This is a genomic window from Leucobacter sp. WKLB1 (assembly GCF_059696215.1).
Genome location: NZ_AP046115.1, coordinates 1,384,971 through 1,397,958, shown reverse-complemented (window position 1 = coordinate 1,397,958; position 12,988 = coordinate 1,384,971). Strand labels below are relative to the sequence as shown.

At 68.8% G+C, this 12,988-nt stretch carries 12 protein-coding genes; 11 read left to right on the top strand and 1 reads right to left on the bottom strand.

What is annotated here, in order from left to right; all coding sequences use genetic code 11:
* The first annotated feature begins 13 nt into the window (after positions 1-13).
* From ACZF5Y_RS06340 to ACZF5Y_RS06310, 7 genes are all read left to right on the top strand, one after another.
* Positions 14-1,057 carry an ABC transporter substrate-binding protein gene (locus ACZF5Y_RS06340; RefSeq protein WP_497534969.1) on the top strand — a complete coding sequence of 348 codons (1,044 nt, stop codon included), beginning with the start codon at positions 14-16 and terminating at the stop codon, positions 1,055-1,057.
* Positions 1,058-1,072: 15 nt separating this feature from the next.
* Positions 1,073-3,151, top strand: a complete 2,079-nt coding sequence (locus ACZF5Y_RS06335) for an SIP domain-containing protein (protein ID WP_497534968.1) — start codon at positions 1,073-1,075, stop codon at positions 3,149-3,151.
* Between the two features lie 87 nt (positions 3,152-3,238).
* A complete protein-coding gene (locus ACZF5Y_RS06330) occupies positions 3,239-4,252 on the top strand; it encodes an ABC transporter substrate-binding protein (RefSeq protein ID WP_497534967.1) in 1,014 nt (337 codons plus the stop codon).
* 41 nt (positions 4,253-4,293) lie between these two features.
* Positions 4,294-5,391, top strand: a complete 1,098-nt coding sequence (locus ACZF5Y_RS06325; protein ID WP_497534966.1) for a FecCD family ABC transporter permease — start codon at positions 4,294-4,296, stop codon at positions 5,389-5,391.
* Positions 5,388-6,512 (top strand): FecCD family ABC transporter permease, encoded by a 1,125-nt coding sequence (locus tag ACZF5Y_RS06320; protein ID WP_497534965.1) that lies wholly within the window; start codon positions 5,388-5,390, stop codon positions 6,510-6,512. The genes ACZF5Y_RS06325 and ACZF5Y_RS06320 overlap by 4 nt, the downstream gene beginning before the upstream one ends.
* A gap of 50 nt (positions 6,513-6,562) precedes the next feature.
* Positions 6,563-7,126, top strand: a complete 564-nt coding sequence (locus ACZF5Y_RS06315; protein WP_497534964.1) for a SixA phosphatase family protein — start codon at positions 6,563-6,565, stop codon at positions 7,124-7,126.
* A 50-nt stretch (positions 7,127-7,176) separates the two neighbouring features.
* Positions 7,177-8,289, top strand: a complete 1,113-nt coding sequence (locus ACZF5Y_RS06310) for a DUF4031 domain-containing protein (RefSeq protein WP_497534963.1) — start codon at positions 7,177-7,179, stop codon at positions 8,287-8,289.
* A gap of 158 nt (positions 8,290-8,447) precedes the next feature.
* Here ACZF5Y_RS06310 and ACZF5Y_RS06305 read toward each other — a convergent pair whose 3' ends face one another.
* Positions 8,448-10,061 carry an HNH endonuclease signature motif containing protein gene (locus tag ACZF5Y_RS06305; RefSeq protein WP_497534962.1) on the bottom strand — a complete coding sequence of 538 codons (1,614 nt, stop codon included), beginning with the start codon at positions 10,059-10,061 and terminating at the stop codon, positions 8,448-8,450.
* Between the two features lie 110 nt (positions 10,062-10,171).
* Here ACZF5Y_RS06305 and ACZF5Y_RS06300 point away from each other — a divergent pair, with 110 nt between their 5' ends.
* The 4 genes from ACZF5Y_RS06300 to ACZF5Y_RS06285 all read left to right on the top strand — a co-directional run bounded on the left by ACZF5Y_RS06300 (position 10,172) and on the right by ACZF5Y_RS06285 (position 12,770).
* A complete protein-coding gene (locus tag ACZF5Y_RS06300; RefSeq protein WP_497534961.1) occupies positions 10,172-10,624 on the top strand; it encodes a DUF6389 family protein in 453 nt (150 codons plus the stop codon).
* Positions 10,625-10,696: 72 nt separating this feature from the next.
* Positions 10,697-11,647, top strand: a complete 951-nt coding sequence (locus tag ACZF5Y_RS06295; RefSeq protein ID WP_497534960.1) for a DUF6578 domain-containing protein — start codon at positions 10,697-10,699, stop codon at positions 11,645-11,647.
* Positions 11,644-12,468 carry a hypothetical protein gene (locus tag ACZF5Y_RS06290; protein ID WP_497534959.1) on the top strand — a complete coding sequence of 275 codons (825 nt, stop codon included), beginning with the start codon at positions 11,644-11,646 and terminating at the stop codon, positions 12,466-12,468. The genes ACZF5Y_RS06295 and ACZF5Y_RS06290 overlap by 4 nt, the downstream gene beginning before the upstream one ends.
* Entirely contained in the window at positions 12,393-12,770 is a 378-nt protein-coding gene (locus ACZF5Y_RS06285; protein ID WP_497534958.1) for a hypothetical protein, read from the top strand. Before ACZF5Y_RS06290 ends, ACZF5Y_RS06285 begins: the two co-directional genes overlap by 76 nt.
* Positions 12,771-12,988: the final 218 nt, after the last annotated feature.

Sequence of the window (12,988 nt, the reverse complement as noted above, 5' to 3'; positions counted from 1 at the left end):
AGTGAAAGGCATCGTGAAACCCCTCTTCGTAACCCGTACCATCGCTCTGCTCACTCTCGGGGCACTCGCCCTTTCGGGGTGCGCCGCAACCGCGGGCGCCTCTGATTCCGTCGCATCCAGCGACGCAAGCCTGCTCCCCGCCCCCGAGGGAGACACGGTCTACCCCCTGTCGCTCGAAACCGAGTTCGGCACTTCAACACTCGAGCAGCGCCCCCAGCGCATCGCCGTGATCGGCGGGCTCGGCGACCAGGAGTCAACGCTCGCGCTCAACATCGCCCCGGTCGTCGCGTCTGACGACGACGGCTACCTCTGGAACGACGGCACTCGGCTCGACGAGGTCGACACGTTCATCGACCCGTGGGCCGACAGTTTCGCGTTCGAGAAGCTGCTCGCCGCGAAGCCCGACCTCATTGTCGCGAGCACGTACGGCAATCTCGAGAACGACTACGAGCGCCTGTCGAGCATCGCACCGGTGCTCGCCGTCGCACCGAGCGGCGATTTCGCCTGGGACTGGCGCGAGCTGGTGCGCGGCGTCGGCGAAGCCACCGATCTTTCGGATCGCGCCGAGCAGCAGATCGATGAGACCGAGAGCCGCATTTCTCAGGCGGCGCAGGATCACCCGGAGTATGCCGGCAAGACCGTCGGCATCGTGATCAACCGCGGCCAAGAGGCTGGTCTGCAGTTCGTCAACATCGACGGGTCGCCCGCGACGGAACTGCTCGACGAGCTCGGCTTCGCAGAGCACCCGCACGCCGATGAACTGAGCAGCTTCGACTGGGGCGAGATCAGCCTCGAGAACATCGGGCTCGTCGATGCCGACGGCTTGCTCATCGCTCGACACGGCGGCGAGGGCACCGTCGCGGAGGCGACCTCCTGGCTCGAGAGCAATCAGCTCTACCAGCAGCTCGGCGCCGTGCAGTCGGGCAGGGTCGCATTCGTCGATCCGAACCCCGAGACCGACGGTCTCGACCTCGCGTGGGCGTTCGCCTACCCGAACGTGCTGGCCAATCGGTGGACGGTCGATCAGTTGACCGACGCGTTCGCCGACCTGTACTGAGCTGGAGCAGAGTTCATGGCTCACTCGATGCGCCCCCTGTCGATCTACCCGATCACCACGCGCACGCTCGAGGTGCTGCGCGTCGCCGATGTCACCCCGGGCATGCGCCGGGTGACGCTGGGCGGCGCCGACCTCGCCGCGCACACGGCCGCGAACGGGTTTCCCGTCGCCGCCTTCCGCTCAGACGGGTTCGACGATGAGTTCAAGGTGCTACTGCCCCACCCCGATGCCGCCGAGATCGTCGGGCCGACGCAGGCCGACGGCGTCTTGAACTGGCCCCGCGGCGACGAGCATCTCGTGCTGCGCACCTACACGGTGCGCCGGTGGGATCCGGCTGCCGGGGAGCTCGACGTCGACTTCGTCGTGCACGATGGCGGGGCTGCCTCAACGTGGGCCGTCGAGGCGCAGGTCGGTGATCGCCTGCAGATCGCGGGCCCGAAGATGTCGGCCCCGCACCCCGTAGGCGCCGACTGGACGCTCATCGTCGGCGACGAGACCGCGCTCCCCGCGATCGCCCGGTGGCTCGACGAGTGGCCGGCCGGCGCCCGCGCACAGATCTTCATCGAGGTCGCCGTCGAGGCGCATCGCCAGCCGCTCCCGTGCCCCGACGGCGTCGAGATCACCTGGCTCAGTCGTGACGGCGCCGAGCCGGGCACGACGTCACTGCTGTTCGACGCGATCCGCGCGGCAGAGTGGTGGCCGGGCACCCCGTTCGCCTGGGTGTCCGGCGAGACACTCACACTGATCCCGATTCGCCGCTGGCTGCGCGGCGAGCGCGGGCTCGCGAAGGCGCAGGTCGAGGTCACCGGGTACTGGCGACGGCACGCTGCTCGCGTGGAGCACGCGGTTACCCTTCCCCCGGTGCAGGTCGCGGTCAAGCACGAGAACACGCTCCCGCCCGGAGCACCCGTCGACCGCGGGCACGAGCACAATGCATCTGCTGGCGATACTGCTGACACCGATGCTGCTGGCACCAATCCAGCCGGCACCGATGCAGCTGGCACTGCAGACACACCCGCAGATGCGCCCGATCCGAGCGACCGCTTCCACGAACTCACCGAGCTGCTGCCGGCATTCGCGGTGAGGATCGCCGCAACCATCGGGCTGCCCGCCGCATTCGGCGGCGCCTCGCGCACCCTCGAAGCACTCGCGGAGCGCACCGGAACCCACCCGCACGGCCTCGCCAAACTGCTGCGGTACCTGGAAGCGCTCGAGCTCATCGAGACGGTGACGCCCGCTGGCGCCGCCGCGCTCTCTGAACCCGCACAACGAGCCACAGCCGCAGCGCAGGATCGCGATTCCGAGCGCCCCGCCCGAACTTTCCGCCTCACCGCGCTCGGCAGCGAACTCGACGACGAAGACACCGTCGAAGATCTCGATCTCGACGGCTTGCGCGCGCAGCGGGAACTCGGCGGCGCGCTCGCGCTGCTCTCAGCAGTACGTACCGGTACCGGTGACTTCGCACGCTGGTTCGGCACCGATTGGCGATCTCACGCGTCGCGGCCGGGCACCGCGCTCGACGACCGCATCGCCGGCGAGGCGCAGGAGGCCGACTACGTGGCCAGCGCGCTCGCGGAGTCGCCGTCGTTCGATGGTTGTTCGAGCGTCGCACTCATCGGCCCCGGCACCGGCGTGTTCGCCGCGGCCCTCGTCGCACGACACACCGATCTGCGCGTGACCGTGCTCGCCGCACCATCTGAGATCGCCGTACTGAGTCGACTCCACGACGCGCACGACCGCATCTTCTACGAGCCCGCCGGCAGCTTCGCGACGCCCTCGACACCCGTCGATCGGGTGTTGCTCGCGACGGTGCTCTCGCCCCTTCCCGATGCCGACGCCGAGTTGACGCTGCAACGGGCCGCCGCCGCGATCATCCCTGGGGGCGCGCTGCTCGTGCTCGAAGAGCCGCTCGATCTGGACCTCGCCGACGAGCACGAGTTCGAAGACGATCTCCTCGACTTCGCGCTCACTGGCGGCGGGGCGCGCACCGATTCCGAACTGCGCGCGCGGTTCGCCGCAGCCGCGCTCCCCACTGCCGAGCGGCGCACCGTCGGCTGGGGCGCTGCGCTCTACTCCATCGCTCTTCCCGAATAAGGATCCACCATGCTGCACCACTCACCGATCAGCGCCCCGGACACCGAGTCGCAAGCCGCGCCCCACTCACCGCAGCGCAGGCGGGGTATGACCGCTCTCGCCGCCGTCGCCTCGGCGACGCTCCTGCTCGTCGGATGCGCCGGGGCCGCTTCGAGCGATACCGGCGCCGGCGCAGCCAACAACCCATTGCTCCCCGCCGCCGAAGGCACCACCGAATACCCGCTCACACTTGAGTCACCGTTCGGCGACACCGTACTTGAGGAGCGTCCCGAACGCATCGCCATCGTCACCGCATCGACGATCGATACCGATGCCCTGATTGCGCTCGGTGGCACCCCGGTCTTCGCACCGTCGACGGTAGAGCGCAACGCCTGGATCTCCCCCGAAACGATCGACGGTATCGAGACGCTGTGGGAATCGGAGGCGGGTGCCGAGGTCTCGGCCGAGCAGGTCGCCGCGAGCGATCCCGATCTCATCGTCGCGCTCTACGCCACAGATGCGGTCGACCGCACCCGATTCGCGCAGCTGAGCACCATCGCACCGGTGCTGTACGCCGAGAGCGACTCGCTGTCGTGGCAGCAGACCACCGCCGAGCTCGGAGCTGCGCTTGACCTCTCGCAGGCGGCTGCCGAGGCCGTAGATGCAGCCGAAGACGCCGTCACGTCAGCGCGCGCCGAGCATCCCGAGTTCGCCGGGAAGACCGCGACGCACGTCATCGTCTACGAAGAGGAGTACGGGGTGGCCTATGCCAGTGCTCCGGGAACCGACACCGCGGCGCTCTTCGAGCAACTCGGGTTCGCGCTGCCCGAGCCCGCGGCGCGCTTCGTCGATGACGACGTGGTGAGTGGCGAGCTCATCTCGCTGATCGATGCCGACTTCTTGCTCGTCAGCACCTTCGACGCGGGCACCGAGACGTACGTCACCGAGTCACCGCTGTTCGCCGCCGTTCCCGCGGTCGCAGATGGTCGTGCGGTGTTCGACGCCGCCGACCCCGAAACCGGCACGAACGCGTTCGCCTGGGGGCTGAACGTGCAGAGCGCACTCAGCGTGCCGTGGCTCATCGACCGCCTCACCGGGTTCGCGGAACAGGCCGTCTCCTGAGCTCCGAGACCGCTCCCGCGCGAGCATCAGCGCAAACACCCGTGCCCGCGCCGAACCGCGCGACTGCCCCGGCCGCCGCGACTCCCCCGGCTCCCGAGGCTCAGACTCGCGCGGCTCCCGAAGCGCCCGCCGCCACACCGCATCGCGTCGGCGGCCGGCTGCTCGCGCTGCTGGTCACGCTCAGCGCACTCGTCGCCGCCGTCCTCCTCAGCCTCGCCGTGGGCGCGAACCCACTCGGACTACCCGAGGTCTGGCGCGGACTCTGGCACCCCGACACCAGCGAGGCCTCGATCATCGTCTGGACCCTGCGCATTCCGCGCACCGTCGTCGGCATCGCCGCGGGCGCGGCATTCGGACTCGCGGGCGCACTAATTCAGGCGCTCACGCGCAATCCTCTCGCCGACCCGGGCATTCTCGGCGTCAATGCCGGTGCGGGGTTCGCGGTCACGCTCGGCGTCGGCGTGTTCGGCATCTCGAGCATCTCGGGCTACATCTGGTTCGCGTTTCTCGGCGCCATCGCCGCGACGGTGCTGGTCTCACTCATCGGCGGCACGGCGCGCGGCGGCGGCTCGCCTGTCACCCTGGTGCTCGCCGGGGTCGCGCTCTCGGCGGTGCTTACTGGCATCTCCACCTTTCTCACCCTCATCGACGAAGATACGTTCCGCGCGATCCGCTCGTGGGGCGTCGGATCCATCGCGCGCACGAGCCTCGACGACGCGCTACTGGTGCTGCCCTTTCTCGGTGCCGGGTTGCTCGTCGCGGCGTTCGTGGCGGGGCCGCTCAACGCTCTCGCCCTCGGCGACGACCTCGCTTCGTCGCTCGGCGCGCACCCGCTGCGCACGCGGGCGCTCGGCATCGTCGCAGTGACGCTTCTCGCGGGCGACGCGACCGCATTGACCGGCGGCATCGCGTTCGTCGGCCTGATGATCCCGCACATTGTGCGTTGGTTCACGGGCCCCGATCAGCGCTGGATCCTGGCGATCACCCTCGTCGCAGCGCCCGTACTCGTGTTGGCCGCCGACGTGTTGGGCCGCATCATCGCGCGCCCTGGCGAGGTTGAGGTCGGCATCGTCACCGCGGTGATCGGCGCCCCGGTGCTCATCGCGCTCGTGCGGCGCGGAAGGACGAGCGGGCTGTGAGCGCGGAGACCGCCCCGGCGCAGACCGCCTCGGCGCCCGCCACCTCGGCACCGGCCATCGACCCCGGGTACGCCTACCGCGACTTCCGCTGGGGGCGCGTCATGGCGCTGCGCCTGCGCACCCGCAGCATCGTCGTGCACGGTGTGCTGCTCGTCATCGCCGTGATGCTCGCGGTGCTCGCGATCGGGATCGGCGACTACCCGTTGTCGCCCGCGCAGGTGGTCGAGGGCTTGTTCGGCGGTGGACCTGGTGGCGGGGGCGAAGAGTTCACGCGCACGATCATCGTCGAGTGGCGCCTGCCCGTGGCGATCGCGGCGGTCGCGTTCGGCGCGCTGCTGGGCGTAGGCGGCGCGATTTTTCAGTCGCTGACGCGCAACCCGCTCGGCTCCCCCGACGTCATCGGCTTCGATGCCGGCGCCTACACGGCGGTCGTCATCACCATTCTGTGGATCGGCGCCTCGGGATACTGGGTGATCGCCGGAGCCGCGATCGCGGGCGGGCTGGCGACGGCGATCGTCGTGTACGCGCTCGCGTTCCGGCGCGGAGTGCAGGGGTTCCGGCTCATTATCGTCGGTATCGCCGTCTCCGCGCTCCTCGGATCGATCAACGCGTTTCTCATCACCCGCGCCGACCTCACCGACGCGCTCTCGGTGGGGTTCTGGGGCGCCGGATCACTCACGCGCGTCACCTGGCCCAGCCTGCTGCCTTCGCTCGCGATCGGTGTCGTGATTCTCATTGGTGCGGGGGTGCTCTCGCCGGCGCTGCGACAGCTCGAACTCGGCGATGACGCGGCCCTCGCGCAGGGCGTCAGCGTGGGGCGTGCTCGCGCGGGATTGCTGATCGCCGGTGTCGCCACATCGGCGCTCGTCACCGCTGCCGCCGGACCCATCGGATTCATCGCACTCGCCGCACCGCAGCTCGCGCGGCGCCTCACCCGCAGCCCGGGAGTCTCACTCATGGGGGCGGCGAGCATGGGCGCGGCACTGCTGTCGTCAGCGCACTTGCTGTCACTGTCGCTCGCCCAGGTGTACCGCCCGGTTCCCGTCGGGCTCATCACCGTGTGCGTCGGCGGGCTCTACCTCATCTGGCTGCTGTTCCGCGAGACCCGGCGCCGGGCGTGACCGGCGGCGAGCGCGCTTCGCCGCCCAGCCTCGCCCCGTATCCTGGCCGCATGGTCACGCTCATTCTCGTTCGTCACGCGAAGTCCGACTGGGGCGACCCGGGTCTCCCCGACCACGATCGCTCACTGAATGCCCGTGGGCAGCGCGATGCGCCGGTGATGGCGGATCGCCTGGCCGCCCGACTCCATGCCCTCGGCGAGCCGGTGGATCGCCTGATCTCCAGCACCGCGCTGCGCGCCCGCACGACCGCCGCGGTGTTTGCCGACGCGCTCGACGTCGAGCTCGAACTCGACCCCGAGCTCTACCTCGCAAGCCCCGAGACCCTCACCGGGGTCGCCGTTTCCGCCGGCACCGCGGCCGATCGCGGCGGCGACTCCCCCGCGTCGACCGTGCTGCTCGTCGCCCACGAGCCCGGGCTTTCCGAGCTTGCCGCGCGCCTCACCGGCGGCGGCATTACCGAGATGCCGACGTGCGCGGTCGCCCGCATCACCTGGGGGCACGGGGCGGGTGCCTCCGGGCATCTCGAGCATTCCGAGCACGAATCCTGGACGACCGCCGTCTCGCGCGTCGCCGATGCGTGGGAGCTCTATACGCCGAAAACGCCCGCCGCGTAACCGGCGCCTCGGGCAGCGATGCCCGCCCACCACCGCAGTACGCTGAACGCATGGCGATCCTCATCGACCCGCCGGCCTGGCCCGCGCACGGCACCATCTGGAGCCACCTCGTCTCTGACACCAGCTACGACGAGCTGCACGCGTTCGCCCGGCAGCTCGGGTTTCCGCGACGCAGCTTCGACCTCGACCACTACGACGTCTCGGCCGCGAACTACGACCGCGCCGTCGCGCTCGGCGCGCTGCCAGTGTCGGGTCGCGAGGTCGTGCACCGCCTGCGCAACACCGGGCTACGCGTGCGCCAGGTCGACCGCGCAGCGGTGACCCCGGTGCGGAGGCGGCAGTACCTCCGCGACGAGTGGGCCCGGCTCGGCGAGCTGCTAGCGCGCGCAACCGAGCACACGCAGCACGCGCCGGATCGCCCAGTCCGCACTCCCCACCCTGCCTGGGCCGCACTCGGTGATACCGTCATCGCCCGCTGGAACGAGCCGCATCGCAGCTACCACGATGAGCGCCACCTCGAAGACGTACTCTTGGCCCTCGACCACATCGGCTCACGCGGCGAACGCATTGCCCCCGAGACGCTGCTCGCGGCCTGGTTTCACGACGCGGTGTACACGGGCGCGGTGCCTGACGAGACTGCGCACTCGGGCAGCGCCGTTATCAACGGCACCGGCACCGGTACCGACACCGCCCCGAGCGACGAGCAACGGTCTGCAGATCTCGCCGTCGCCGAGCTCACCCGAATCTCGGCCGTTTCGGCGGCCTCGGCCGAGTCGCCGACGTCGACAACTTCAGCATCGTCGGCGACCCCACCCTTCGCGTTCCCCGGTCTGACGCTCGAGATGATCGAAACGGCCCGCACGCATATCCTCGCGACGACGCCCGGGCACTCGCCCGCGAACCCTGACCCATCGCTCGCGCATCTGCTCGACGCCGACCTGTGGATCTTCGCGTCGCACCCCACCCGCTACGCCGACTACGCTGCTTCGGTGCGGCGGGAGTACGCGCACGTGCCCGACAATGCGTTCGCACGGGGTCGCGCGGCGATCCTGGAGGCGTATCTCGCCCGACCGCACCTGTATGCGACCGAGGCCGCCCGCGACTTGTGGGAAGCGCGCGCCCGAGCAAACGTCTCCCGCGAAATCGCTACCTTGCGCGGCTGACGTGCTCGATCGCGCGCATCCCGCGCGCCAAACTGAACTCCGCTGCACTGCGCTGCACTTCGCGTCGCTTCACTTCGCTGAAAAACCCTCAGCGGCACCGCACAATGCACTGAGACTCCGGCGATCAGGTCACTGAAAGACCGCCCTGCAAATATCGCTCAGAACGGGTGCCCCGTAGCCGCACCGTGTGCTCTTCGTCGACGCTCGACCTCTTCGCGAAGTTCCGCCAATCGCGCGCTGGTCGGGTGCCGCCGAATCTTCTCGGGCACGCCAACTGGGTCTGCATCGGAGCCGGGATCGGCGTCGGGGTCGGCGCCCACATCCACATCCGTTTCCAGGCGCCGCACAGCCGCGAACCTCACCCGGCTCGGCGGTCGATCCGGAATCTTGCGGCCCGTCGGGCTTGTCCAGAGCAGGTCGCCATCGTCTCGCTGTTCGACAAGCCACCCGGTGTGGTGTTTCAGGGTGTGGTGCCCGCGGCACAAGTGCGCGAGGTTGTCGGTGGCGGTCGCCCCACCGAGTGCGGCATCAATGGTGTGGTCGAGGTCGCAGCGGGCGAGCGGAACCCGGCACCCCGGGAATCGGCAGTGCTGATCTCGCGCGCCGAGACGGCGCTTCATCTGCTCGCTCGGGCGGTACCGATCAACGGCGAGCACGCCGCCGGTGTGCGCATCGATCGTGACTCGCTCCCACACGGGCGTCGCGGCCGCGATTCCGCTGGCGGTGCTCATCGGCAACGGGCCAACTCCGACGAGTTCGGCAACTGGCCCCAGACCTGACGCCGCGGCCGAGCCGGCACCAAACGATGCAAGCCCCTCCGCCGGCACGATCACCTGCACGCGCGCTCGCATCGACTCGGCGGACGCCGCCGAACAGTCCGCCTCAGCCGGATCAGAGTTCAGCAGCATCGCGACAAACACATCCGATCGCACCGCATCGCGGCCCCGCGACTCCCCGGAGCCGGAGCCGTCGGCGTTGACCGCTGCCGCAGACCCAAAATCTGAAGTCGCACGCGACTCGCGACCCTGCGCCTCCACACGTTGCACTTCACGCGCGATGCGCGTCAGTCGATCATGAATCGCGAACGCTTCGACGGTCGGCAGGTAGGCGGTGAGGTCAGACATCCCGTCTTCACGCTCTTGCACGGTCACGCGTCGTTCGAGCGCTGCTTCACGATGGCGCTCGTCGAGTGACCCGACAGCGTGCTGCTCAGCGATGCGACGCGCGATCGGCCGCAGTCGGTTCACGGTTTCAACGCGTGCCTGATCCAGCGCCGCAGCTTCATACGCAGAGCGGCGGGCCACCACCGCAGGTTCGGACCCGTGCCCCACCCGCACCCCGGCGTCGACGATGACGCGAGCGTGGCCGATCGTGATTTCGCCCGCGGCCAGCGCTTCGTGCACGGCGAGATAGTCGTGCCGCACACGCCACGCGGTGTCGAGCTGCGCTTCGGCGGATCGTTCACTCGCGCCCAGTACGCCAGCGAGGTCGGCTCGCAGCGCGCGATACTCGAGCTCGCTCCCGCGCGTACCCGATGGTTGAGAGGGCGCCTCACCGAGCCCCGTCGCCGTCTCGAGCGCTGCGTTCAGCAGTTCGAGGCGGGCGGCGTCGAGGGCGCGCTGCTGGTGTTCGAGCCGCTCGATCCACCACATGATTTGCGTCACCGATTCAGAACCGGCACCCGACCCAGCGCCTGCCCCGCCCGCGCCGACTATCGCGCTCGGCGAGAGCGATGGGAGCGACGCAAGTGGTGCGATGGTGACGGGTGCCATGTGTTCACACAACCAGCAACCACCGACATTCAGAGGCCCAGGGAGTGCCGCCAGTGGTGATATCCACGGATTCACTTTTCACGCGGGTGCGCATCTCATACACTGCCCACATGCCCGCCGCACCCACCCCCGACGCCTACCCCGCCGCCCTCCGCGAGGTGTTCGACACCATGGCCTCCGACGCCCAACGCAGACTCGCGATCGTCGCCGACGCCGCACGCGCGGCGGGCCTCACCGAGGTCGTGCTCGACCTATTCATCGACGACGACGCCGAGGGACCGTTCGACATCTGGGCCCGCTTCCCCGAGGAGTCGGTATTCGAAACCCAGCGCCGCGTGGGCGACGAACGCCAGATCATCGGCGTGGAGTGGACGGAAGACGGCTGGGATCCCGACGTACCCCCATCGCCTCGTGGCTGGGGGCGCATCGATCTCGAAGACGCGGTGCTCACGGCAGTGACGGGGTGGATCGCTCAGCTGCTGCCCGAGGCCAGCGCCGACCAGCGGTGGACGCTCGAAACCCCCGACGGCGCCACCGACCCCATCGAGCTGCGCGCGCAGTGACGGGACGCAGTGCCCGCCTTGCCCGCGACACACGCCCGGCCCGCCACCAAACCCGTCCGTAGACTCGAACGCATGCGCATCGAAGTCATGGTCAGCGGGTGGGAGCAGGTCTGCTGCGGCGACGCGTTCGCGGTCGGTGACGAGATGAGATGGAATCTCGTCGCGGCGGATCCGGCGCACACCCCAGTGGGAGCTCTCCCCCGGTTCGCCGACGAGCGCCACGACGAGACTCCCGACGAGGTGCCGCACTGGCCGGTCGCCGGCACCGTGATTGCGATTCGGGGCGTCACCTATCCGGATCTCGCGGCCCCCGGCGCACCGGGGAGGTTCGAGCCCGACACCGAGCACCCGCAGGTGACGACGCTGATCAATGCCCCAGGCTCAGATACCGACACGGCGGATCACCATCACGCCGAATACCTCGTCGAATTCGAAGTACTCGAGTCCACCGAGCTCCCCACCTTCGTGGAAAGCACCAACACCCGCGAATGGCGAGAAACCGAGGAACGCGACCGCTCCCGCGATCGCGCACGGATGCTCGACCCCGTTGGCCAGATTCTCGAGCAGGCCGCCGACTTCGTCGAGGCAACGTTCAGCGACGTGGCCATGATCAGGCGCAGCACCGATCGCTCGGCGCTCTCGATCGTGCCGCATCGCGAGGGTGTGACCGCCGTGCACTGGGTGCGAACGTCGGGCGATTCCGACCGCATCGGAGTGCACGTCGGTGACGGCGAGTGGTGGCGAGATGCCAACGTCGAAAACGCCGCACTCGCCCGCGAGTTCGTCGAAGCGGCGGCAGCCGGGCGCGTCACGGAGTCAGTCGTCGATCAAGGCGACGGTCGCACGTACTTCGAGACTCAGGTGCGCTCGGCTGACGGCCGCGAGTGGTCCGCCCGAGAGCACTTCACCCCGCTCGGCGCAAGCGCAACCGAGGCCGGAGTCGTCATGATGGCGCGAACGGACCAGATCGAGCGCATGCAGCGCGGGGACGTACAGTATCTAGCGTGGAACGACCCGGCATGAGTGCGCCACAACACCCCGACCTCGCCGCCGCACTCATGTATGGTCCCCGCGGCCGGCGACTGCTGCTCGAATTCGCGCTGCTGTCAGATCGGCTGGGCGATCCGGAACCGCGCGACGACTCGTTCAGTGCCGCCGTCTGGGATGCGAGTTATGAACTCGACCCCGGCAAGGGAACCTCGGTGATTCGGTTCGGCACCGAGGACGACTCCGATGACGAGACGCCGCCGGTACCGCTGTCGCAGATCGCCGATCGACTCGCTGCCGTTCCGCTTGCTGCGGTGACGCCGGATCGCCTGCACGATTGCCTGCTCGAAGTCGTGGGCAGTGCCCGGTATTGGCAAGATCCGGAGGGTCGCGATGTACTCGCCGCGACACCCGAACTCGCCGCGCAGCTGCGACGCGTTGCGACCCATATCGCAGCATCACCGCACGTGGCGTGGTGGAGTTCGCCGGTCGATCTGCGCGGTCAGTGGCAGGTGGATTGGGACGACGATCCGCCCCGGCCGGTGCCCAGCGACCCCGCGGCGGTGCTGAGACGCGATCGGGAGTCGACCGTTGCGACCGAGCGCGCTGCGCTGCAGGATCGCCCATCCGACCCAACGGCGCTCTACGGTGGCGAGTGGTGGTCGAATCCCCGCGAAAGTTCCCCGCCACAACGCGCCCGCTCGCGAGCGGAGCCCCAGCGGGCTTGTGGTTCGTCGAAGACTATCTCGGGTGGGTTCGCGCCACCTCATGGAGACTTGGCGTGCCCGGTTCGCTGCGCGTCTACGAGATCGATTCGGCCGAGGCGTGGGCTGCGCTCTGCGCACGATTCCCGTTAGAGGTCACAGCGCAGAAGCGCCACGACTGGTATCGCACGACCGGTCGCGCGGGTGACTGGGTCGTGCCTGACTGGGTGCAGGTCGCCGAGCACTACGATGCCGTGCACCTGCAAGCGGCCGGTTACCTAGAGGCAGCGGGCACGGCGATTAATGTTGACGAGCGGTATGGATCAGTCATCGCCGGGTGGGGCCCGGACTCCACGTTCTGGTTCAGCGGCCGCGTGCGGTGGAGCGGCGATCGCGTCGACTGGGTGCTGCGGGAAGGTGATGGTAGTGAGCGGGATGAATGGATTACCGAATAAATATCGCCTCAAACGCGGGACGTGTACAGGTTGAGGTTTTGTCACTCTTTATCTGTTGCGGGTAACAGAATCCAACATCGTGCAAGTGCATTTTCCTCTGACTTTGCAACGACAAAAGCAAAAGAGAGTCCGACTCCACCCACTCGAACCAAAAACAACTGAGGGGCTCTGGCTCTCCGGGCTGGTCCGTGCAAAGCTGCTCGATCCGCGTATTCATG

What these genes read in the sequence shown, in the direction of transcription:
- ACZF5Y_RS06300 (WP_497534961.1), top strand. Translation starts at nt 10,172, where the DNA reads ATGCCCGCCGCACCCACCCCCGACGCCTACCCCGCCGCCCTCCGCGAG.
- ACZF5Y_RS06290 (WP_497534959.1), top strand. Translation starts at nt 11,644, where the DNA reads ATGAGTGCGCCACAACACCCCGACCTCGCCGCCGCACTCATGTATGGT.
- ACZF5Y_RS06335 (WP_497534968.1), top strand. Translation starts at nt 1,073, where the DNA reads ATGGCTCACTCGATGCGCCCCCTGTCGATCTACCCGATCACCACGCGC.
- ACZF5Y_RS06310 (WP_497534963.1), top strand. Translation starts at nt 7,177, where the DNA reads ATGGCGATCCTCATCGACCCGCCGGCCTGGCCCGCGCACGGCACCATC.
- ACZF5Y_RS06330 (WP_497534967.1), top strand. Translation starts at nt 3,239, where the DNA reads ATGACCGCTCTCGCCGCCGTCGCCTCGGCGACGCTCCTGCTCGTCGGA.
- ACZF5Y_RS06305 (WP_497534962.1), bottom strand. Translation starts at nt 10,061, where the DNA reads ATGGCACCCGTCACCATCGCACCACTTGCGTCGCTCCCATCGCTCTCG.
- ACZF5Y_RS06295 (WP_497534960.1), top strand. Translation starts at nt 10,697, where the DNA reads ATGCGCATCGAAGTCATGGTCAGCGGGTGGGAGCAGGTCTGCTGCGGC.
- ACZF5Y_RS06315 (WP_497534964.1), top strand. Translation starts at nt 6,563, where the DNA reads ATGGTCACGCTCATTCTCGTTCGTCACGCGAAGTCCGACTGGGGCGAC.